General features: G+C 68.8%; 21 protein-coding genes. 6 read left to right on the plus strand and 15 right to left on the minus strand.

The features are described 5' to 3' along the window. Position 1 precedes the first annotated feature (1 nt). The 5 genes from rodA to SVA_RS00895 all read right to left on the minus strand — a co-directional run bounded on the left by rodA (position 2) and on the right by SVA_RS00895 (position 5,501). Complete coding sequence (gene rodA, locus SVA_RS00875) at positions 2-1,081, minus strand: rod shape-determining protein RodA (RefSeq protein ID WP_096457451.1); 1,080 nt, start codon at positions 1,079-1,081, stop codon at positions 2-4. Between the two features lie 2 nt (positions 1,082-1,083). After that, a complete protein-coding gene (mrdA, locus tag SVA_RS00880) occupies positions 1,084-2,967 on the minus strand; it encodes a penicillin-binding protein 2 (RefSeq protein WP_096457454.1) in 1,884 nt (627 codons plus the stop codon). 39 nt (positions 2,968-3,006) lie between these two features. Next, a complete protein-coding gene (mreD, locus tag SVA_RS00885; protein ID WP_179948803.1) occupies positions 3,007-3,498 on the minus strand; it encodes a rod shape-determining protein MreD in 492 nt (163 codons plus the stop codon). Further along, on the minus strand, positions 3,495-4,370 hold the full coding sequence (gene mreC / locus SVA_RS00890; protein ID WP_096457457.1) for a rod shape-determining protein MreC: 876 nt from the start codon (positions 4,368-4,370) through the stop codon (positions 3,495-3,497). Before mreC ends, mreD begins: the two co-directional genes overlap by 4 nt. An 87-nt stretch (positions 4,371-4,457) precedes the next feature. Next, positions 4,458-5,501 carry a rod shape-determining protein gene (locus SVA_RS00895; protein ID WP_096457460.1) on the minus strand — a complete coding sequence of 348 codons (1,044 nt, stop codon included), beginning with the start codon at positions 5,499-5,501 and terminating at the stop codon, positions 4,458-4,460. A 139-nt stretch (positions 5,502-5,640) separates the two neighbouring features. Between SVA_RS00895 and gatC the strand changes: the two genes are divergently transcribed. The 4 genes from gatC to SVA_RS00915 are packed head-to-tail and all read left to right on the plus strand — an operon-like array spanning position 5,641 to position 9,216. Next, positions 5,641-5,928 (plus strand): Asp-tRNA(Asn)/Glu-tRNA(Gln) amidotransferase subunit GatC, encoded by a 288-nt coding sequence (gatC, locus tag SVA_RS00900; protein WP_096457463.1) that lies wholly within the window; start codon positions 5,641-5,643, stop codon positions 5,926-5,928. Between the two features lie 4 nt (positions 5,929-5,932). Then, positions 5,933-7,387: an Asp-tRNA(Asn)/Glu-tRNA(Gln) amidotransferase subunit GatA gene (gene gatA, locus SVA_RS00905; protein WP_096457466.1), complete on the plus strand. Its 1,455-nt coding sequence runs from the start codon at positions 5,933-5,935 to the stop codon at positions 7,385-7,387. Continuing rightward, on the plus strand, positions 7,387-8,820 hold the full coding sequence (gene gatB / locus SVA_RS00910; protein ID WP_096457469.1) for an Asp-tRNA(Asn)/Glu-tRNA(Gln) amidotransferase subunit GatB: 1,434 nt from the start codon (positions 7,387-7,389) through the stop codon (positions 8,818-8,820). The genes gatA and gatB overlap by 1 nt, the downstream gene beginning before the upstream one ends. Positions 8,821-8,844: 24 nt before the next feature. Beyond that, positions 8,845-9,216 (plus strand): DUF3175 domain-containing protein, encoded by a 372-nt coding sequence (locus SVA_RS00915; protein ID WP_096457474.1) that lies wholly within the window; start codon positions 8,845-8,847, stop codon positions 9,214-9,216. Here SVA_RS00915 and SVA_RS00920 read toward each other — a convergent pair. The 9 genes from SVA_RS00920 to SVA_RS00960 all read right to left on the minus strand — a co-directional run bounded on the left by SVA_RS00920 (position 9,191) and on the right by SVA_RS00960 (position 17,415). Then, positions 9,191-9,694, minus strand: a complete 504-nt coding sequence (locus tag SVA_RS00920; protein WP_096457477.1) for a DUF2059 domain-containing protein — start codon at positions 9,692-9,694, stop codon at positions 9,191-9,193. The genes SVA_RS00915 and SVA_RS00920 overlap by 26 nt on opposite strands. A gap of 85 nt (positions 9,695-9,779) precedes the next feature. After that, entirely contained in the window at positions 9,780-10,049 is a 270-nt protein-coding gene (locus SVA_RS00925; protein ID WP_096457480.1) for a hypothetical protein, read from the minus strand. Between the two features lie 155 nt (positions 10,050-10,204). Beyond that, complete coding sequence (locus SVA_RS19625) at positions 10,205-10,615, minus strand: hypothetical protein (protein WP_096457483.1); 411 nt, start codon at positions 10,613-10,615, stop codon at positions 10,205-10,207. A gap of 350 nt (positions 10,616-10,965) precedes the next feature. Then, positions 10,966-11,535 (minus strand): hypothetical protein, encoded by a 570-nt coding sequence (locus SVA_RS00935; RefSeq protein WP_148665339.1) that lies wholly within the window; start codon positions 11,533-11,535, stop codon positions 10,966-10,968. Positions 11,536-11,985: 450 nt separating this feature from the next. Beyond that, entirely contained in the window at positions 11,986-12,642 is a 657-nt protein-coding gene (locus SVA_RS00940) for an urease accessory protein UreH domain-containing protein (protein ID WP_096457489.1), read from the minus strand. Next, positions 12,635-13,693 (minus strand): 4Fe-4S binding protein, encoded by a 1,059-nt coding sequence (locus SVA_RS00945; RefSeq protein ID WP_197703306.1) that lies wholly within the window; start codon positions 13,691-13,693, stop codon positions 12,635-12,637. The genes SVA_RS00940 and SVA_RS00945 overlap by 8 nt, the downstream gene beginning before the upstream one ends. A 3-nt stretch (positions 13,694-13,696) precedes the next feature. Next, positions 13,697-14,560 carry a hypothetical protein gene (locus tag SVA_RS00950; protein WP_096457492.1) on the minus strand — a complete coding sequence of 288 codons (864 nt, stop codon included), beginning with the start codon at positions 14,558-14,560 and terminating at the stop codon, positions 13,697-13,699. Between the two features lie 7 nt (positions 14,561-14,567). Then, complete coding sequence (locus tag SVA_RS00955; RefSeq protein WP_096457495.1) at positions 14,568-16,691, minus strand: TonB-dependent receptor; 2,124 nt, start codon at positions 16,689-16,691, stop codon at positions 14,568-14,570. A gap of 28 nt (positions 16,692-16,719) precedes the next feature. Next, complete coding sequence (locus tag SVA_RS00960; RefSeq protein ID WP_096462768.1) at positions 16,720-17,415, minus strand: energy transducer TonB; 696 nt, start codon at positions 17,413-17,415, stop codon at positions 16,720-16,722. Between the two features lie 252 nt (positions 17,416-17,667). On the opposite strand from SVA_RS00960, the gene SVA_RS00965 reads away from it, so the two are divergent. Next, entirely contained in the window at positions 17,668-18,930 is a 1,263-nt protein-coding gene (locus SVA_RS00965; RefSeq protein WP_169923914.1) for an ATP-binding protein, read from the plus strand. Then, on the plus strand, positions 18,927-19,478 hold the full coding sequence (locus SVA_RS00970; protein ID WP_096462769.1) for a response regulator transcription factor: 552 nt from the start codon (positions 18,927-18,929) through the stop codon (positions 19,476-19,478). The genes SVA_RS00965 and SVA_RS00970 overlap by 4 nt, the downstream gene beginning before the upstream one ends. Before the next feature lie 81 nt (positions 19,479-19,559). Here SVA_RS00970 and hflD read toward each other — a convergent pair whose 3' ends face one another. Continuing rightward, positions 19,560-20,228: a high frequency lysogenization protein HflD gene (gene hflD / locus SVA_RS00975; protein ID WP_096457501.1), complete on the minus strand. Its 669-nt coding sequence runs from the start codon at positions 20,226-20,228 to the stop codon at positions 19,560-19,562. Positions 20,229-20,316: the final 88 nt, after the last annotated feature.

Raw genomic sequence — 20,316 nt, forward strand, 5'->3', positions numbered from 1 at the left:
TCTAGAACTCGACGAGCTTGCGATGGGTCTGGATGCTCATCAGCATGCCGAAGCCCGCCATGAGCGTCAGGATCGAGCTGCCGCCGTAGCTCATCATCGGCAGCGGAACCCCGACCACCGGCAGGATGCCCGACACCATGCCGATGTTGACGAAGAACTGCACGAAGAACGCGAGGCCGAGCGCGCCGGCGAGGAGCCGCGCGAAGGTGTCCTGCGCGTAGAAGGCGATCAGGAGCATGCGCAGCGCGATGAAGGCGTACAGCGCGAGCGCGACGAGAATGCCGATGAGGCCGAATTCCTCGCCGAAGACCGCGAAGATGAAGTCGGTCTGCGACTCGGGCAGGTATTCGAGATGCGCCTGCGACGAGTTGAGCCAGCCCTTGCCATAGAACCCCCCGGAGCCGATCGCGATCATGGACTGGATCGTGTGGTACCCCGTGCCGAGCGGGTCGGCCGCCGGATCGAACAGCGTGAGAATGCGGTTGCGCTGATAGTCGTGCAGGTGGTTCCAGAGGATCGGCGCGGCGGCGGCGAGGAGCCCGATGCCGGTCCACATGATCCGCTTGCGCAGGCCCGCGAGGAACAGGACGAAGAAGCCCGATGCCGCGACGAGGATCGCCGTCCCGAGGTCCGGCTGCTTCAGGATGAGGACCGCGGGTACGAGCGCGATCGCGAAGCCCACGGCGATGCGGGGGTACGACGGCGGCAGGCTGTCCCGCGCGAGGTACCAGGCGGCCATCATCGGCACCGCGAGCTTCATGATCTCGGAAGGCTGGAAGCGCACGATGCCGAGCGACAGCCAGCGCTGCGCGCCCTTGCTGATCGCGCCCACGCCGAGCACCACCGCGAGCAGAACGAGCCCGGCGCCGAAGAGGTGCGGCGCCCAGCGCTCCAAGAGCTCCGGCCGGATCTGGGCGACCCCGAGGAGCACCGCGAAACCGAGGCCGAGCCGCATCACGTGGGCGATCGTGACGGCCTCGTCCTTGGCGCTCGCGCTGTACACGATCGCGACCGAAAGCGCGGCCAGCGTCACGAGGGCGAAGAAGAGCGGCTTGTCGAGGTGCAGGCGCTGCTGCCACATGGCTATTCGTCGTCCTCCGTGGCCGGTTTGACCGGCGTGCTGATCGCATGGCCCAGGATCACGTGATCCATCACCTTGCGCGCGATGGGCGCGGCCGCCGAGCTGCCGTGTCCCCCGTTCTCCACGATCACCGCCACGGCGACGCGCGGGTGATCGGCCGGGGCGAAGGACACGAACAGCGCGTGGTCGCGCAGCCGCTCGGGCGTTCCGTGCTCGTCGTAGCGCGCGCCCTGCGCGATACCCCTGACCTGCGCCGTGCCGGTCTTGCCGGCGATCTGGTAGGGCGCATTGTGTCCGATCCCGTAGGCGGTTCCGCGGTTCGTGTGCGCGACCGCGGTCATGTGGCTCTTCAGCTCGTCCCAGTGCCTCTTGTCGCGCAGCAGCACCCGGCTGCTGACCTCCGGGATGAAGTCGATCCGCTCCCTGGTCTTCGCGTCCTCGTAGGCGCGCATCAGCACCGGTCGCATGCGCTCGCCGCGCGTGGCGATCGTCGCCGTCGCCGTGGCGAGCTGCAGCGGCGTCGCGAGGAGCGAGCCCTGGCCGATGCCCGTGATCACGGTCTCGCCGGGATACCAGGGCTGACCGCGCGACTTCTTCCATTCCGGGGACGGCACGAGGCCCGAGGATTCGGACGGCAGGTCGATGCCCGTCGCCTTGCCGAAGCCGAACGGCGCGAGAAAGCTCTTCATCCGGTCCGGGCCGACGGCGGTAGCGAGCTTGTAGAAGTACACGTCGCAGGACTGCGCGATCGCGTCGCGCAGCGTCACCACGCCGTGCCCCGCCTTCTTCCAGTCGCGGAACAGGTGCGAGCTGCCCGGGAGGTTGAAGTGGCCCGGACAGAAGACCGGCTCGTGCGCGTTGAAGGCCTGTCCGGCTTCGAGGGCCATGAGTCCGAAGAAGACCTTGATCGTCGATCCCGGCGCGTACTGTCCGTTCAGCGCCCGGTTGATCAGCGGCTTGTCCGGGTTCTCGAGCAGCGCCTTGTAGGAGGCCGTGTCGATGCCGTTGACGAAGGCGTTCGGGTCGTAGGTCGGCGTGCTGGCGAAGGCGAGCACGCCGCCGGTCGAGGGCTCGATGGCGACCACCGCCCCCCGCTTTCCCGCGAGCGCCTGCTCGGCGACCACCTGGAGCCTGGCGTCGAGGTTCAGGTGGAGGTTCCGGCCGGCCGCGGGCGCCACGCGCTCGAGCGTGCGCAGCGCACGGCCGTGGGCATTGGTCTCGACCTTCTCGAGCCCCACGCGTCCGAGCAGGCTCTGCTCGTAGGTCGACTCCACGCCGAGCTTCCCGATGTGGCGCATCCCGCGGTAGGCGGACCTGTCGATGCGCTCGAGGTCGGCCTCGCTGATGCGCGACACGTAGCCGAGCGCGTGCACCGCGACGCTGCCCAGCGGGTAGTGGCGCTGCAGGCGCGCCTGCAGCTCGACGCCGTTGAAGAACGGCAGGCGCACGGCGATGCGGCCGGCCTCCTCGTCGTTCAGGTGCGTGCGCAGCGTCAGGTTTTCGAACCGCGGCCGCTCGCGCAGCTGCTTGCGGAAGGCCTTGAGATCGCCCTCGGTCACGCGCACCAGCTCGCCCAGATCGGCGAGCAGCTCGTCCATGTCGTCGACCTGCTCCGGAATGATCTCCAGCGTGTAGACCGGGTAGTTCTGCGCGAGGATCACGCCGTTACGATCGAGGATCAGGCCGCGCGGCGGGGGGATCGGCAGCGGCTTGACCCGGTTCGCCTGTGAGAGCGTGGCGTAATGGCGGTGGTTGATCACCTGGAGATACACCGTGCGCGCGAGGAGGAGCAGGGTGAGGATCAGCATCACCGCGCCGGCGAACGCGAGGCGGGTGTTGAACAGGCGGGTCTCGCGCAGGTAGTCCTTCAGCGGGATGTTGAGCATGGCGGGCGTGGCCGGCGGCCTTCGGCTGTCTGCCGTCCTTCAGCTCACGCGCGCGCGCCGGCGCACGTCGCGCAGGATCACGAAGAGCCACGGCCAGAGCAGCGCGCCCACGATACTCGGCGTCCAGTAGGCGGCGGTTCCCGGCGCGTGGCCGGTCATCCCCCGGATCCACGCGACCAGGAGCTGATTGAAGAAGAGCAGCATGAGCACGCTCACCGCCTGCTGCCAGCGGGGAAACATCCGCAGCTGCGGATGCAGCCGCACGGTGATGAAGGCGATTGCGGATTTCGCGAGCGCGTGCTGTCCGAGAAGCGAGCCGTAGAGCACGTCCAGCGTGAGACCCAGCAGCCAGCCCGTGCCGACCGAGACGCGCTGCGGCGCCGCCATGCACCAGTAGACGAGCGTGAGCGCGACCCAGTCCGGCAGGAATGGCTCGGCCCACGTCGGGCCGGGGAGGATGTTGAGCACGATCGCGACGAGGAACGTCGCGAGGATCGTGAAGCGGCCGCGGACCTCGGGCGTCGCGCTCACGGGGCCGCCTTCGCCGAGGTCGGCCCGAGCGGTTTCGTCTGGCCCTGGCCGGGCCACACCAGCAGGACCTGTTTCCCGTGGTTCAGGAGCGCCGCGGGACGCGCGCTGATCGAGAGGAACGCCTCGTTCGGATCGGTTTCTATCGCGGTGACGGTGGCCACCGGGTAACCGGCCGGAAACGTCCCGCCCATGCCGCTGCTCACCAGCAGATCGCCCTCGCGGATGTCGGCGGAGGCGGTGAGGTAGGGGACGGTCACGGTGTCCTGGTTCCCCGTGCCGAACACCACCGCGCGCAGGCCGCTGCGCGAGACCAGCACCGGAATCGCGTGACTGGGATCGGTGATCAGGGTGGCGGTGGCGAGGTGCGGCGCGACTTCGGTGATCTGGCCCATGATGCCGTGCGCGTCGATCACCGGCTGTCCCACGTACACGCCGTCGCGCGTGCCGCGGGTCACCACGATGCGCCGGGAAAAGGGCTCGAGGCTGACTTCCAGCAGCTCGGCGGCGAGCGCCCGGTCGGCGACGCGCGCCGCGCTGCCGAGCATGTCGCGCAGGCGGGCGTTCTCGGCCTCGAGCGCCTCGAACTGCTGCAGTCGCGCGAGGATCGCCTGGTGCTCGGCGGTCAGCGCCTCGTTCTGCTCCCGCAGCGTGCGCTCGGTCGCGAACGCCTCGCGGCTGTGCTGGTACACGACGACGGGGATGCTGGCCACGACCTGAAGCGGATACACGACCACCTTGAGCGCCGCCCGGATCTGCTCGAGGTGCTGCCCGCGGTGATCGAGCGTCATCAGCGCGAGCGAGAGCAGCAGGAGCAGCACCAGCCGCGTCAGGCTGGACGGCCCCCGGAGCGGCTTGCCGAAAACGGTGATCATGCGACCCCGGGGGGCGGCGCGGCAGGCGCCGCAGGCGGTGAAAAGAAAGACGTGTAGTAGAAGAAGGCGGTCAACGCGTGCGCGGGCTTATTCGTGCACGAAGACATCGCTCAGCTTTTCGGACTCCATGAGCGCCCGGCCGCAGCCGCGCACCACGCAGGTGAGGGGATCCTCGGTGATGATGATCGGCAGTCCGGTCTTCTCCGCGAGCATGCGGTCGATGTCGCGCAGCAGCGCGCCGCCGCCCGTGACCACCATGCCTTTCTCGGCGATGTCGGCGCCGAGCTCGGGCGGCGTCTGCTCGAGGGCGATCTTGATGGCCGAGACGATGCCCGTGAGGCATTCCGACAGCGCCTGGTACACCTCGGTGCTGTTGATCTCCTGGCTGCGCGGCACGCCGTCGGCGATGTGGCGGCCCTTGATCTCCATCTCGCGCACCTCGCTGCCCTCCCAGGCGGTGCCGATGCTCTTCTTCACCTGCTCCGCGGTGGCGTCGCCGATGAGCAGGCCGTACTTGCGGCGCACGTAGTTGATGATCGCCTCATCCATCTTGTCGCCGGCAATGCGCAGGCTGTGGGCGTAGACGATGCCGCCCAGCGAGATCACGCCCACCTCGCTCGTGCCGCCGCCGATGTCGAGCACCATCGAGCCGGTCGGGTCCATGATCGGAAGGTCCGCGCCGATCGCGGCCGCCATCGGCTCCTCGATCAGGTAGACCTCGCGCGCGCCGGCGCCGAGGGCCGACTCGCGGATCGCCCGCCGCTCCACCTGGGTGGAGCCGCAGGGTACACATATAATGATGCGCGGACTCGGCTGGAACAGCCGGTTCTCGTGGACCTTGCGGATGAAGAACTTGAGCATCTCGCCGGTCACGGTGAAGTCGGCGATCACGCCGTCCTTCATCGGGCGGATGGCCTGGATCGAGCCCGGCGTGCGCCCGAGCATCTTCTTGGCCTCGTGGCCGACGGCGAGGATCGAGCGGTTATTGCGCGCGCCGTTGCTCTGGCGGATGGCGACGACCGAGGGCTCGTTGAGGACGATGCCCTTGTCGCGGACGAAAATGAGCGTGTTGGCGGTCCCCAGGTCGATGGCGAGATCGCTGGAGAAGAAGCCGCGGATGCCTTTGAACATGGTGAGCAGGCCTACCTAGTAGTAGTGGTTGCCGGCGCGGGCGCCTAACTGTATCAACCGCACTCGGCGGGTTCAACCAATCAAGGGGTTATGATAAGTTGCCGCGCTTCGGAGTGGAGCGCGCGCGGCGAAGGAACACATGTCTCTCGATACAGCTCAGGTCAGGAAAATAGCACATCTCGCTCGTCTGCGGATCACCGACGAGGAAGCGAAAACCTATGCGGAATCGCTCTCTCGGATACTCGGGCTGATCGAGCAGATGAACGCGGTCGATACGTCCGGCGTCACGCCCATGGCGCATCCCTCCGAAGCGGCGCTGCGGCTGCGGGAGGACGCCGTGTCCGAAGCCGACGAGCGCGACAAGTTCCAGGCGATCGCGCCGGCGGTGGAGGCGGGTCTCTACCTGGTGCCGAAGGTCATCGAGTAGCGCCATGCACCGCAAAACCGTCACGGAGCTCGCCCGGCTGCTGCGGGCCCGCGAGATCACGAGCGTCGAGCTGACGCAGGCGTTCCTCGAGCGCATCGAAAAGCACAGGAACCTCAACGCCTTCATCACGGTCGATCCCGAACGCTCGCTGACCCGGGCGCGGAAGGCCGACGAGCGTCTCGCGCGCGGTGAGAACGCGCCGCTTTTGGGCGTGCCGGTCGCGCAAAAGGACATCTTCTGCGCCGACGGCTGGCTCACCACCTGCGGCTCGAAGATCCTGTCGAACTTCACCGCGCCCTACGACGCGACCGTCATCGCGAAATTCGACGCCGCGGGCGCCGTGCTGCTCGGCAAGACCAACATGGACGAGTTCGCCATGGGGTCCTCCAACGAGACCTCGCACTACGGCCCGGTGCGGAACCCGTGGAACACCGACACCGTGCCCGGCGGAAGCTCCGGCGGGTCCGCCGCCGCCGTGGCGGCGGCGCTCGCGCCGGCGGCGACGGGCACCGACACCGGCGGCTCGATCCGCCAGCCGGCGGCCCTCACGAACCTGACCGGGCTCAAGCCCTCCTACGGGCGCGTCTCGCGCTACGGGATGATCGCTTTCGCCTCGTCGCTCGACCAGGGCGGGCCGATGACGCGCACCGTCGAGGACGCGGCCCTGCTTCTCAACGTCATGGCCGGCTTCGACCCGCGGGACTCGACGTCGCTCGACCGGCCGGTGCCCGACTACACCGCGCACCTCGACCGCGACCTGAAGGGCGTGCGCATCGGGTTGCCCAAGGAGTACTTCGGCGAGGGACTGAACGCGGAGGTGGCGAAGGCGATCGAGGTCGCCGTCGCCGAGTACAAGCGGCTCGGCGCGGAGCTCGTCGACGTGAGCCTGCCCAACTCCGGGCTCGCCGTGCCGTGCTACTACGTGCTCGCGCCCGCGGAGGCGTCGAGCAATCTCTCGCGCTACGACGGCGTCCGCTACGGCTACCGGGCCCGGGAGTACACCGACCTGATCGACATGTACGAGCGCACGCGCGCCGAGGGCTTCGGGCCGGAGGTGAAGCGGCGCATCATGATCGGTACCTACGCGCTCTCCGCCGGCTACTACGATGCCTATTACCTCAAGGCCCAGAAGCTCCGGCGACTCATCGCCGAGGACTTCCGCCAGGCGTTCGAGCAGTGCGACGTGATCCTCGGGCCGACGAGCCCGACGACGGCGTTCAGGATCGGCGCCAAGACCGACGACCCGGTCGCCATGTATCTCTCCGACATCTACACGATCTCGGTGAACCTCGCGGGCCTGCCGGGGATCTCGATACCGGCGGGCTTCGACAGCCAGGGCCTGCCCATCGGCATGCAGCTCATCGGGCAGTACTTTGACGAGGCGCGGCTGCTCAACGTGGCGCAGCGTTATCAGCAGGCGACCGACTGGCACGCGCGCGCGCCCAGGGGGTTCGAGTAATGGACTGGGAACCGGTCATCGGTCTCGAGATTCACACGCAGCTGCTCACCAAGAGCAAGGCGTTCTCCGGCGCGTCCGCCACGTACGGCGCGGTTCCGAACACGCAGGCGTGCGCCGTCGACATCGCGCTGCCGGGCGTGCTGCCCGTCTTCAACAGGGAAGCGGCGCGGATGGCGGTGAAGTTCGGCCTCGCCATCGGCGCGCACATCAACCACCACTCGGTGTTCGCGCGCAAGAACTATTTCTATCCCGATCTTCCCAAGGGCTACCAGATCAGCCAGTACGAGATCCCGGTGGTCGCGCAAGGCAAGGTCACGATCGAGATCGACGGGCAGGAAAAGGTGATCGGCATCACGCGCGCGCATCTGGAAGAGGACGCGGGCAAGTCCCTGCACGAGGACTTCCACGGGATGACCGGGATCGACCTCAACCGCGCCGGCACGCCGCTCCTCGAGATCGTCTCCGAGCCCGACCTGCGCTCGGCGAAGGAGGCCGTCGCGTACATGAAGAAGCTGCACCAGCTCGTCGTGTACCTCGGCATCTGCGACGGCAACATGCAGGAGGGCTCGTTCCGCTGCGACGCGAACGTGTCGGTGCGCCCGAAGGGGTCGGAGAAGTTCGGCACGCGCGCCGAGATCAAGAACGTGAACTCCTTCCGTTTCGTCGAGAAGGCCATCGAGTACGAGATCGAGCGGCAGATCGACCTGCTCGAGTCGGGCAAGACGGTGGTGCAGGAGACGCGCCTGTACGATTCCGACAAGAACGTCACGCGTTCGATGCGCGGCAAGGAAGAGGCGATGGATTACCGCTACTTCCCCGATCCCGATCTGCCGCCGCTCGTGATCGACGAGCCGTTCGTGGCCGACGTCGCAGCGACGCTCCCCGAGCTGCCCGACGCCAAGCGCGCGCGATTCATGAAGGAGTTCGGCCTTTCGCCCTACGACGCCGGCGTGCTCACGAGCACGCGCGCGATGGCGCAGTACTACGAGGACGCGCTCGCGGCCTCGAAGGCCGACCCGAAGCTCGTCGCCAACTGGATCGCCTCCGAGCTCTCGGGCTACCTGAACCGCGACAACAGGGACATCGGCGAGTCGCCGGTCACGGCGCAGATGCTCGCCGGGCTCGTCGCGCGCATCGCCGACGACACGATTTCCGGCAAGATCGCCAAGGACGTGCTCGCGGCGATGTGGGACGGCGAAGGCGACGCCGACGCGGTCATCGAGAAGAAGGGCCTGAAGCAGATCACCGACACCTCGGCGATCGAGCAAGTCATCGACGAGGTGATGGCGAAGAACCCGAAGCAGCTCGAGCAGTACCGCGCCGGTCAGGAGAAGCTCTTCGGCTACTTCGTCGGCCAGGTGATGCGCGCGAGCGGCGGCAAGGCCAACCCCGCGGCCGTGAACGAGCTGCTGAAGAAAAAGCTCGCGGGGTAGTGCGCTGAATCGCCGGAGGATGGCATGGCCGGCAGGACGAAGCAGGGCAGGAAAGGATCGCCGCGGCGCTGGTCGCGCGACGTGATGGCGCGCAGCAACGCTCTCGATCTCGAGCCGGGGATCTTCAAGAAGGGTGCGCGGGCCGTGGCCGCGTCGCTCAAGCGCTCCGCGGAGCGCAGCCGCCGGCGCAAGTCCCCGCCCTACCGGTCGGCGATGTCCATGCTGACCTTCTACATCAACAGGGCAGGCGGGGGTCTCAGCGCCTCCCGCAGGCGCACGCTCGAGCAGGCCAAGGACGAACTGCGCAAGCTCTACGGCCGGCCGCCGAAGGCCGGGTCGAAGCGAAAGACCGCGCGCAGCCGACGACCCGCTAGATCTCGTAACCCTGCTGCTTGAAGCGGGCCTGCACCCGTCGGTTGATCCTCGGACCGAGGCTCTCGCCCCAGCGCTGTCCGATCGCGAAGCCTTCCTTGCTCATGACCGGCGCGAGCGAACCGGCCTTCCGGCCGACCGGGGATTCGTAGAACGCAAGCAGCTCCCTGATCTCGCGGTGAGTGAAGTACTTGTGGTAGAGCACGACCATCAGATCGACGAGGCCGTCCTTCGCGTTCATCTCCTCCGCGATCGCCTGGTTCACCTCTTCGGCGAGAACGTCGAACATCTGCGGCGGAATGTCGGGCCGGGCCTGCTTGATGGCCTCCGACATCTGCCTCACGACCGCTTCGGACATCGCCTGTCCGACCTTGAGCGCACCCGTGGCCTCGAGCAGCTTCCGGGTGTCCGCCCGTTTGGCGCGCGTCAGGTCTTCGGCGGCCAGCGGGCCGGCCGACAGGACGGTCAGGCAAGCGAGCAGGACGACGACCGCTTTCCGCATGGGAGCTCTCCCTTTCCGATCGGATGGTATGAGTGGAGTGTAGCCGCCCGATCCGGCGGCGCACCGGCCGGTGTTCCTCAGGCCGCTAACGGTCGTTCTTCTTGTCCTCGGGGGCGTCGTCCTTCCGTTCCTGCTCCTTCTTCTCGCTCTTGCCGGAGTCGCGCACGTGGTCGCCCGCTTTCTTGATCTCCTTGCCCATGGCACCGAGCAGCGATCCCACGCCCCGTTCGAGCTGCTTGGCGGTTTTCCTGACCGTGCCTTCCTCCTCGGCCAGGGTCGGGGCGGCGACCAGCGCGGCGACGCAGAAAAGCAGCAGAGTCAGGCGGCGCGGGACCGTGGGGCGAGGGTGACGCATGGCGATCGACCGGCTGTTTGCGATGCCGGGATTATAGCGAGGGGGGGCAACCGCCGCTTCGAGATGCGTCGCGCGCCGAACGAGCCGACGGCGTACAGGGGGTCGTACGAAAGAAACAGGCCCGCTTTGCGCGGGCCTGTCCGTCGTCCACGGCGTTAGCGACGACCGCCTCCGCCCGGACCCATGCCTCCACCGCCGGGACCCATTCCGCCTCCAGGACCCATTCCGCCACCCATGCCGGGGCCCATGCCGCCGCCGCGCGCCGGCGGTTGATCGGGGAGCGTGACGCCGCGCTCCTTCGCGCGCGCCTGCATCTGCGCGTGATGTTCGGCACGGATCTGTTGACGCTCCTCCTGCGTCTTGGCCGCGCGCATCTTCGCGCGGTACGCGTTCCTCTCCTGCTGCGTCATGAGCTGCGACCCGTAGATGTCGCGATCCCGGATCTGCTCCTGGGTACGATCCTGCGTTTGCACCCGGTCGCGGTCCTGGTCCTGCGCCTGAACGGCGCCGACGGCGAGCATGGTTACGGCGCTCAATGCGAGTAGCGATAGCCTTGATCTGTTCATGGTGCGCTCCTGTCCAGTTTCGTTGGTATTGATCCCATTAATCGATCCCATTATTCGACAACCACCGCGCGGTTCTTTGACGCCCGTCAAGGTTGACGCTCGCGGACCTGCGTTAGTGGAAGTTCGAAGGGAACAGCGTTTCAAGGGCACCAGACGTTGACGCTGCGGGGTGCGACATATCGTCGCGTGGACCCGTCGGCTTTTCAGGGGCATCCGCCCTACGACATCCGCCGGCTGCCATATGCAACCGGATACCGATTGCCGGATCGGCAGGTCAACGACCGCGGCCGGTTTCGGAGACGCATGGAGCGACGCAGGACGAGGCGGGCGGCCTGCGAACGGGCGGGTAATCAGCCCCGGCGCGCGGCTCTCCGGCGGACGCCGAGCAGCGTGAGCAGGCCCGTTGCGAAGAGAACGGAGGCGGCGGGCAAGGGCACGGCAACCGGTACGGGAGCACCGTAGCTCAGCGTGCCCGCGACGAACCGGTGGTACGGTGTCTCCTGGGTGATGTGAAAGCTCTTGTCGGCGATCACGAAGTTCCAAAGCGGGTCCTCGACCTCTTTGACGATCAGGTCGAGCCCCTGCAGGTTTCCGTTGTAGAAGCTCACGCTCGGGTAACCGAGCGCGGCGTCCTTGTCGTCCCCCTCGTCGAAGACATAGGGACCGAGATGAACCGTGAGCCCGAACGAGGGATTCGCGCCGAGCAGGATCGACACCTCCCCGCTGCCGGACGCGAGCGCGTCGTCGTACACGAACGAGCCGTAAACGAGCGAGGAGTACGTCAGGGCACCGTCATAGGCGGGGTCGATGTCGGTAATCGTGCCCGTGAAGGACGTGCTGACGAGCGCGCCCCACGCGCTGGCGCTCAGCGCCGCCCAGAGCACGGCGGATGTGACCAGTAACCGGAACCCCTTTCGCATCTTTTGACGACCCCCTGATTTGTTGTCCGGGAGACAAACCGGAGCCGGCGCCCCGGATTTGTCTCCCGTCCGGACTCTTGCGTTCCGGAACTGCCTCTCGACTCCCTCCCCCAAAGATGGGTAACGCATGATTCGGCAAAACACGCCGAGCGGCAAGGGAACGGCGACCGATGGCATGTCGGGGCTTTTTACATGTCCGGGTGCCACCTCATGCAAGTGCATAATTCGCCGACGGTTTCTGCGTCGTGACGGAGCGACGGATGCACCCCCGGAAGCACCAACCCTCGTCGACGGCCGCGGTCCGGTCCGCGGTGAGCTGCACTCCGTTGACCCGCCGATAGAGCGGTAGCCGGACGAAGCCTTCGAGCCGGGTCGCGTTCCCGACCGCGTGGCCCGGGCCCGGGCTCAGCCAGACAAACGTCCCGTGTCGTCGGGCTGGCCTCGTCGCGCCTAAACGAGCAGCAGCAGCCGGCGCAATCCCAGCGCGATCAGCAGGGCGCCCGCGCCGCGCCGCAGCCAGGCCGCGAGCCGCGGGCGGCCGACGAGGAGCTTGCGCCCGCTCAGTCCCACGAGCGGCACGACGAAGACGAGCGGCGTCACCGCCGCGCCGACGCCGAACCACGCGCCGTACGCCGCGCCGGCAAGCATCTCGCCCGAGAGCGCGCAGGCGGCGAGCAGGGCCGCGAGCGGCGCGCACGGCGCAAGGCTCAACGCGAAGCCGAGGGCGAAAGGGGGCAGGCGGTCGCCGCGTTTCGCGGGGCCGCAGGGCGCGTGTGCCGTGGTCGGGCGTAGCAGCCAGAGGCCGGCGAGGGCCGCGGCCACGCCGATCGCGATCTGGCCGGCGTGCGCCTCGAGGGCCGCGGCGAGCCAGCCGCCGAGGGCGCCGGCGATTCCGCCGAGCACCGTGTAGGCGCTCACCCGCCCGAGCAGGAAGACGGTCGTGTCGACGAACGCCGCGCGCGCCGAAAGCCCGCGTCCCAGCACCCAGCTCCCGAGAAACGGCAGGCAGGTGATGGTGCACGCGGTGAGCCCCATCGACAGGCCGAGGAGCCACACCCCGAACCAGTCGAGCTGCGTCGGCAGGTTGCCGATCAGCGCCTCAGGCATTCTTTTTTTCTCCCTTCGCCGCGACGATCGGGATGCCCTTCAGCCGGCCGTCGGGCGCGTCGACCTTGATGCGTCGCTTGTAGTACGCGCGCGAAGACCGGAACAGCGCGAACGGACCGAACCTGAGCTGGAGCACGTCGTCGTCCGGGCAGAACTCCACGCACCGCCCGCAGAGCGTGCAGTCGTCGTGAAACGCCTTGGGGCCGTGCTCGCGCGCGATCTCGGGGATGTCCATCGGGCAGGCCTTCGTGCAGATCCCGCACTGCTCGCAGCGGTCGTGCCGCCGCTTCACGAGGCGCAACGGCGCGAGCCGGCGGAAGACCGCGTGCAGCGCGAGCATCGGGCAGATGCGGCAGAAGGGCTGTCGGATCGCGAGCGCTCCGATCACGATGAAGCCGAAGAGCAGGTTCGCCGTCGCGCTCAGTCCCATCTCGACCCACCCGCCGGTGCGCAGCGCCACCTGCTCGGGATCGGCGGTGAGCAGCGTGGTCGCGAGGCGCGAGGGGCAGACGTCGCAGTACGGATTGCCGAGCGAGTGCGGCGCGACGCCGAGACCGGCGAGCAGCGGGAAGACGAGCACGAGCGCGAGCAGGACGATCCACTTCGCCGGCCGCACGCGCTTGAGCTCATTGCCCTCGAGCCGGCGCGTCGTGAGGCGCAGCCGCCGGCCGAGCTTGCCGATGAGCTCCTGCACGGTGCCGAGCGGGCACACCCAGCCGCAGAACGCCTTGTTGAGCACCAGAAAGAAGGCGAGGAAGGTGAGCAGCGTGAAGAGCAGCGGCATGACCATCTCGAACGTGATCTGCTGCGCGCGCACGATCGACTCGCCGATGCGGTGGTGCATCTGGTGCTGCAGCGGGATCAGCACGCAGTAGGCGCCGTTGCTCTGGTCGTAGGCGCACGAGAGCGCCGGGAGCGCGTTCGAGACCTTGTCGGCCATGTAGTGCCCGACGACCGCCGAGCCGTAGACCGTGAACCAGAGCATCGCGAGCTGCACGAGGAGGCGCAGCCGCGACAGGGTCGGGACGAGTCGCTTGAGCGTGGTCATCATGCCTCAGCTCCTCTTGCGCGCGTGGCGCACGATCGGGGCGGCGAGCAGGCCGCCGAGCAGGGCAAAACCGATGCCGGCGCCGAGATGCTTGCCGTCGTAGGCGTGCGGGGCGTAGGTGTAGTTGAAGGCGGTGAGGTAACGGCGCCCGTCGACGCGGTGATCGACCGAAACCACGAACGCGGCGCGCGGGCGCCCGTGGTGCGCGTGCCCGGCGGCCGCGGGCGCCGTCCGCGTCATGTCGCGCGGAAATCGCACCCGCGCGACGCCCGCCTCGTCGGTGCGAAACGCGTCCATCGTTCCGTGCTCGCTCCGAAGAGCGACGACCGCGCCCGCGAGCGGCTGGCCGCGAAAGCGCACGACAAACGGCCACTCCTCGCCCTCGCGGTACTGCGCGTGCTCGCGCGGCAGCCGCTGCGGGATGAGCTCGAGCTCGCCCTTGGGCCTCGCCAGCAGCGCCCTGGGCGCCGGCCCGGGGTTGCTGAAGTAGTGCACCGTCGACGCCGTGAGCACCTCGTCCCCGCTCTCCGTCCGGGCCGACGCCCAGTAATAGTTGCCGTTTCCGCGCGGGGCGCGGAACTCGACGCCGTTGGCGCGCACCGCGACGTGCTCGGGGCGGCTGTCCTCGGCCGGCCCGAGGACCGAAATCGCCGCCGGCTCGAAATTCCGCGGAACGAGGCGCAGCAGCTGCCGGTCGCCGCGCTCGCCTCGGGCGGGCACGAGGAGGGGGTCTTTCGTCCAGGCGATCGCGTCGACGCCGGCCGGGGGCGCGCCATGCGAGGCATGGTCATGATGCTCGTGACCCGGTTCCTGTTGCGCCAGGATCGCGCTCGGTGTGGCGAGTGACAGCAGTAAGAGGAGTGCTCGCATGGCCGTCTCAGAAGTTGTAGCGGTACGTGAGGAGGTAGCTGCGCGGGCTCGCCGCGTAGTACGAGAGCTTGCCGCTCGTGTCCTTCTTCACCTCCATCGCGTAGTGCTCGTCGAACACGTTGTCGACGTTGAGCGCGACCACGTGGGCCCCCGTCTCGTAGCCGAGCAGCAGATTGGTCACCCAGTCGTAGCCCTCGTAGGTCTCGCTGTTCGCGTTGTCCACGTAGTACTCGCCCCAGGTGTTCGCCTCGATGCGCGCGCGAAAGCCGCTCGCGTGGCGCCAGGCGGTGAAGACGCTGTACTGGTGCTTGGGGATGTAGGGCAGGTAGTTCCCGCTGCGATCCACGTTCGTGGTCGCGAAGCCGACGCGCACGGGCTCGGTGAACTCCTCGTAGCGGTAGCGGCTGTAGGCGTAGGCGGCGCCGAGCTCGAAGCCGCGCGGCAGCCGCAGCGCCCCGCTCGCCTCGAGGCCCCGCTTGTCGGTCTCGCCGGCGTTGAGATACACCGACTGACCGTCCGGCTGGCGGACGGTGATGATCTCGTCCTTCACCGGGTTGAGGTAGGCCGAGACATCGTAGGCGTAGCGCTCGGCGCGCGCCTTCACGCCGATCTCGTAGTTGCGCGAGCGCGCGGCGTCGAGCGCCGGGTTGCTCGTGATCTCAGACTCGGACGGCACCTGGCGCGCCTCGGCGACGACCGCGAACAGGCTCGTCGTCTCGCTCAGCCGGTAACTGACGCCCAGCTTCGGCGCCGGCAGCGTGTAGTCCCTGCGGATCGTGCTTTCGCCGGCGCCCGCCGTGTAGGTGCCGCTCGCGTAGTTGAACTGCGTGATCTCGTTCTCCTCGATGCGAAACCGCGAGCGGTCGATCCGCATGCCCGCGTCGATAAGCCAGCGGTCGCTCAGGGTGATGGATTCCTGCACGAACACGCCGGTCAGGGTGTTGCGGCTGCTCGTCACGCTCGCGAGCGCGCCCTTTTCGTCGGAGAAGGTCGCGACGATGCGCCCGCCGGCGATCTGCACGTCGCGGTACTGGTACTTGCGCGAGTCGTCGGCGATGTCCTCGCGCACGGTGATGCCGGCGACGAGGGTCGCGGGGCGCCCGCCGAGCGCGTGGCGATAATGGCCTTCGAGATCGGTGCCGTAGGTCTGCACCCAGTCCTCGGTCTCGTTGATGAGACCCGTCACGGGGTGGTAGTGGGTCCACTGCGTGTAATAGAAGCGGGGCTTCCAGGTGATCGCGCCGGCTTCCTTCTCGTACTTCGTGTTGAAAAACCAGATCTTCGAGTAGCGCCCGGAGTGCTTCCACGGGTCCTGCGTCGCGGTCTGCTCGCCGGTGCGCTCGAAGGTCGAGAACTGCGCCGCGCTCATCGAGCCGGGGAGCTGGAGGTCTGCCTCCGAGTAGCTCACCTCGGTCTCGAGCGTCGCATCGGCGCCGATGGCCGCGCCGTGCTTCACGCCGAGCTGGGTGGTGTCGAAGCGGTTCCAGACGCGCCAGTCGTTGTCCTGGATGCGGCGCGAGAATGTGAGGGCGAGCGCCTGGCTCTCCGCGAGCTTCGTGCTGGCGCGCAGGTGCAGGTTCTCGGCGCCGAAGTTGCCGGCGCCCACGCGCACGCTGTCGGGGCGCTCGTCGAACACCGATCTCGAAATGATGTGGATCGCCCCGCCGGCCGAGCCCGTGCTGTACAGGTTGCCCGGGCCCTTGGCGATCTCGATGCGCTCGATGTCCTGCGTGTCGATGAAGTCGAGGCGCGTGAACGAATCGGGATCGGTCATCGGCACGCCGTCGCGCAGCACCATGATCTCGTGGATGCCGTAGGGGGCCTTCAAGCCCGCGCCGCGCACGATCAGGCGCGCGTCGTAGCCGCCGTTCTTGCTGTCGACGAGCACGCCCGGCGTGCCCTGGAGCGCGTCCTTGACGTTCACCATCTTCGCGTCCTCGATCCGCTCGCTCGAGATGACCGAGATCGCCTGCGGGACGTCGCGCGTCGGACGCGCCTCGCGCGTCGCGGTGACGCTCAGCTCTTCGAGCGCGGGGGCCTCCTCGGCGGCGTGAAGCACGTTGGCCGGCCCGGCGAGCAGGGCGGCGACGGCGCAAGACAACAGGCGAATCGTGGGTATGGATGCGTGCATCGGCAGTGGTTCCGGATTGCAGGGAGGGTCAGGCGCGGTCTTCGAGCCGGAAGCGGATCGGCACGTCGACCCAGGAATCGATCGCGTTGCCCGCGCGGCTTGCGGGCAGGAAGCGCCAGCGCTTCACGGTGTCGAGCGCGGCGCGATCGAGGAGCGAGTGCCCGCTCGACTGCTTGAGGCGCACGTCGCGGCACGAGCCGTCGGCGCGCACGTGCGCGGTGAGCAGCACGCGGCCTTCGATCCCTTGCCGGCGTGCGGCAAGCGGGTACGGGGGTTTCGGGTTGTCGAGCCCCCGGACTTCGTAGCGTGCCTCGGCGATGGGTGCGGCCGGCGGCGCAGACGAGGTCGACGGGGTTTCGCTCGGGACGTGGGCCGGTTCCGGGACGGGCTCCGCGGAGGTCGGGGTCGTCTCTTCCTGTGCCGCCGGCTCGGTCGCCGGGGCGGGCTCGGGCGCCGCTTCCGCCGTTCGCACCGACCGCGGCTCGGGCGGCGGGGCCGGCCTGGCGGTCGGCGGCTTTTTGGCATGCCGCGGGCGTGCGGCCGGTTGCGGCGCGACCTCGGGGAGCGGCGCGATCGCGGCGAAGTGCACGTCCACGATCTGCGAGACGTGCCGGGCGAGTTGATCGGGAACCGGCGGGCGGAAGGCGAGGAAGAACGCGACGTGCGCGAGCAGCGAGAAGCCGAGGGCGGGTGGCAGGCGGCGGTCGGCGGCGAACGAGCGCACGGCGCGAGGCGTAAAGTTGACCTGCGCGCGATGCTAATCGGGAAAGCCGGGAGTCAGAATGCGGTCGAGTGTCGCGCGACAAGTTGTCGCACCCCATCCCGTCTCGCTCTGCGTGCGATCCCGCGGCACATCGCTCGGGGCGGGCTTCGGCCACCCGCCCTTGCTCCCCCGGCATCGGGCCGCACCCCGGGCTCTTGTTTGCGGCCCTCCTGCCCGGGCATACAATCCGGGCAGGCCTACCGCGAGCGTTCCGTGTCCGTGCTCTCCTCCGCCGGCATCAATCTCAAGCGCCTGATCGGGCTGCGCGCGATCGTGCTCGCGGGGCTGGTGCTCGCCGTCTGGATCGCCCGCGCCCGGCTGCACCTGCCGCTTCCGCTCGAGCCGCTCGCCATGCTTCTCACGGTCGTGCTGGCCGTGCACTTCGCGAGCTGGGTGCGCCTGTACGTCGACTCGCCGGTGACCGACCCCGAGCTGTTCGCGCACCTGGTGCTCGACGTGGTCGCGCTCACGGTGTTCCTCTATTACACCGGCGGCTCGACCAACCCGTTCACCGTGCTCTTTCTGCTGCCGCTCACGCTCACGGCCGCCGCGCTCCCGGGCCGCTACACCGCGGCGATGCTCGCGCTCACCGTCGGCACGTACTCGCTGCTGCTGGCCTGGTACCTGCCGCTGCCCGCCATGCACACCGCGCACGCCGACGTCGACGACTTCGGCCTGCACGTGCTCGGGATGTGGCTGGGCTTCCTCGTGAGCGCGACGCTCATCGCCTTCTTCGCCGTGAACATGGCGAACACGCTGCGCGAGCGCGACCGCCTGCGCGCCGAGATGCGCGAGCGCGAGCTCAAGCACGAGCGCGTCGTCGCGCTCGGCGCGCTGGCCGCCGGCGCGGCGCACGAGCTCGGCACGCCGCTCTCCACCATGGCCGTTGTGGTCAACGACATCGCTCCCGACGCGCCGGTCGGGCGCGAGCGGCTGCAGACGCTGCGCGCGCAGATCGAACGGTGCCGTCAGATCCTCTCGACCCTGTCGGCCGCCGCCGGCCACACGCGCGCGGAGTCGGGCCGGCGCCTGGGGCTCGACGCCTATCTCGAGGAGCTGCTCGCGCGCTGGCGGGCGATGCGCCCGACGGCGGGGATCAACTATCAGGCGGACGGCACGCGACCGGCGCCGCAGATCGTCGCCGAGCAGACGCTGAGCCAGACGGTCCTGAGCATCCTCAACAACGCGGCCGACGCCTCGCCCGACGAGGTCGCCGTGCATGCGCGCTGGTCCGACGCGGAGCTCGTGCTGGAGGTCTGCGACCGCGGCCCCGGGCTTTCCGCGGCGGCACGAGGGCGCGCCGGCAAGGAGCCGTTCACGACCAAGGCCGAAGGCGAAGGGCTGGGGCTCGGCCTCTTTCTCGCGCACACCACGATCGAGCGCCTCGGCGGGCGCGTGGTGCTCTACAACCGCGAAGGGGGCGGCGCATGCTGCCGGCTGTCGCTGCCGCTCGCGCCGCTCAGGATCGCGGCATGAGCACGCCGCTCGCCGACGACCGGCCGACGCTGCTCCTCGTCGACGACGACGAGACGTTCTGCCGGGTGCTCGCCGGCGCCCTGGAGTCGCGGGGGTTCGCGGTGCGCACCGCCCACGACGTGCCGCAAGGGCTCGCGGCCGCCGAGTCCGAGCCGCCCGAGTACGCGGTCATCGACCTCAAGATGCCGGGCCCGAGCGGGCTCGAGCTCGTGGCGCGCCTGCACGCGCTCGATCCGCACACCCGCATCGTCGTGCTCACCGGCTACGCGAGCATCGCGACCGCGGTCGAGGCGATCAAGCTCGGAGCGGTGCAGTACCTGGCGAAGCCGGCCGACGCCGATCAGGTGGTGGCGGCGTTCGACAGGCTCGAGGGAGACGCGCGGGCGCCGGTCGAAGCGCGCCCGCTCTCGGTCGCGCGCCTGGAATGGGAGCACATCCAGAAGATCCTGCTCGAATGCGAGGGAAACATCTCGGAAACCGCGCGCCGGCTCGGGATGCACCGGCGCACGCTGCAGCGCAAGCTCGCGAAGCGGCCGGTGAAGCGCTGACGCGAGCGATAAGTGATGAGTGCTGAGTCAATGAGCGCGCGAAGCGCGCACTTCAACTTGTCACTTATCGCTTAGCACTTATCACTGCCGTTCTGCGCTTTTCAGCAGCCGCTCCGCTTCCTGCGCGATCGCGCGGCGCTGGAGCACGAGCTGCCAGCGGTTGCCGCCGAGCTGGCGCCACAGCACCGCGGAGCGGATGCCGGCGAAGAGTCCCGCCCGCACGCGCGCGGCGATCTCCGGGTTGGAGAGGTGGCCGTGCTCCCCGCTCACCATGATCCGCGGGTTGAGCGTGCTCAGCGTCTGCGTGTAGAGCTCGGCCAGCAGGTCGACGAGGCGCGGGTGCACGGTGTCTGCGTCGTCCTCTTCCTCCTCGTCCTCGCTCTCCCCGTGAAAGAGGCTCATCTGCGTCTCCGCCGCGCGGACGCCGGCGCGTATCGCCTCCGCGACCTCGGGCCGGCGCCGCAGCGCCGCCTCGAGCTGGAGCATGGAGATCACGTACTTGGCGAGCTCGAGGTCGCTCGGCTCGGCGCTGCCGGAAAGCTTGTCCCGCAGCAGCTTGAGGCCGAGGGCGACACCGCCCACGCCGCCGTACACCTCGGCCGCGTTCTCGGCGTCGATCATGAGCACCGAGCGCACGCTGGCCGCGAAAGGCCGCGTTTCCGTCCGGCCGTCCCGCGCGAGCTTCTGCACCAGTCGCGCCGCCTGAAACATCCCCGCGAGCGCGAGTACCTTGTCCTGCGCGTTGCTCACGCCGTGATTCCGAGTATCGTCGTTGTGCGTTGCGTCGCTTTGCGTTCGATTGTAGCTTGCGCGTCGCGGCGGCGTCACCGCGAGTGCC

Origin of the sequence: Sulfurifustis variabilis, from assembly GCF_002355415.1 — a bacterium.
In the GTDB taxonomy this organism is placed as follows: domain Bacteria; phylum Pseudomonadota; class Gammaproteobacteria; order Acidiferrobacterales; family Sulfurifustaceae; genus Sulfurifustis; species Sulfurifustis variabilis.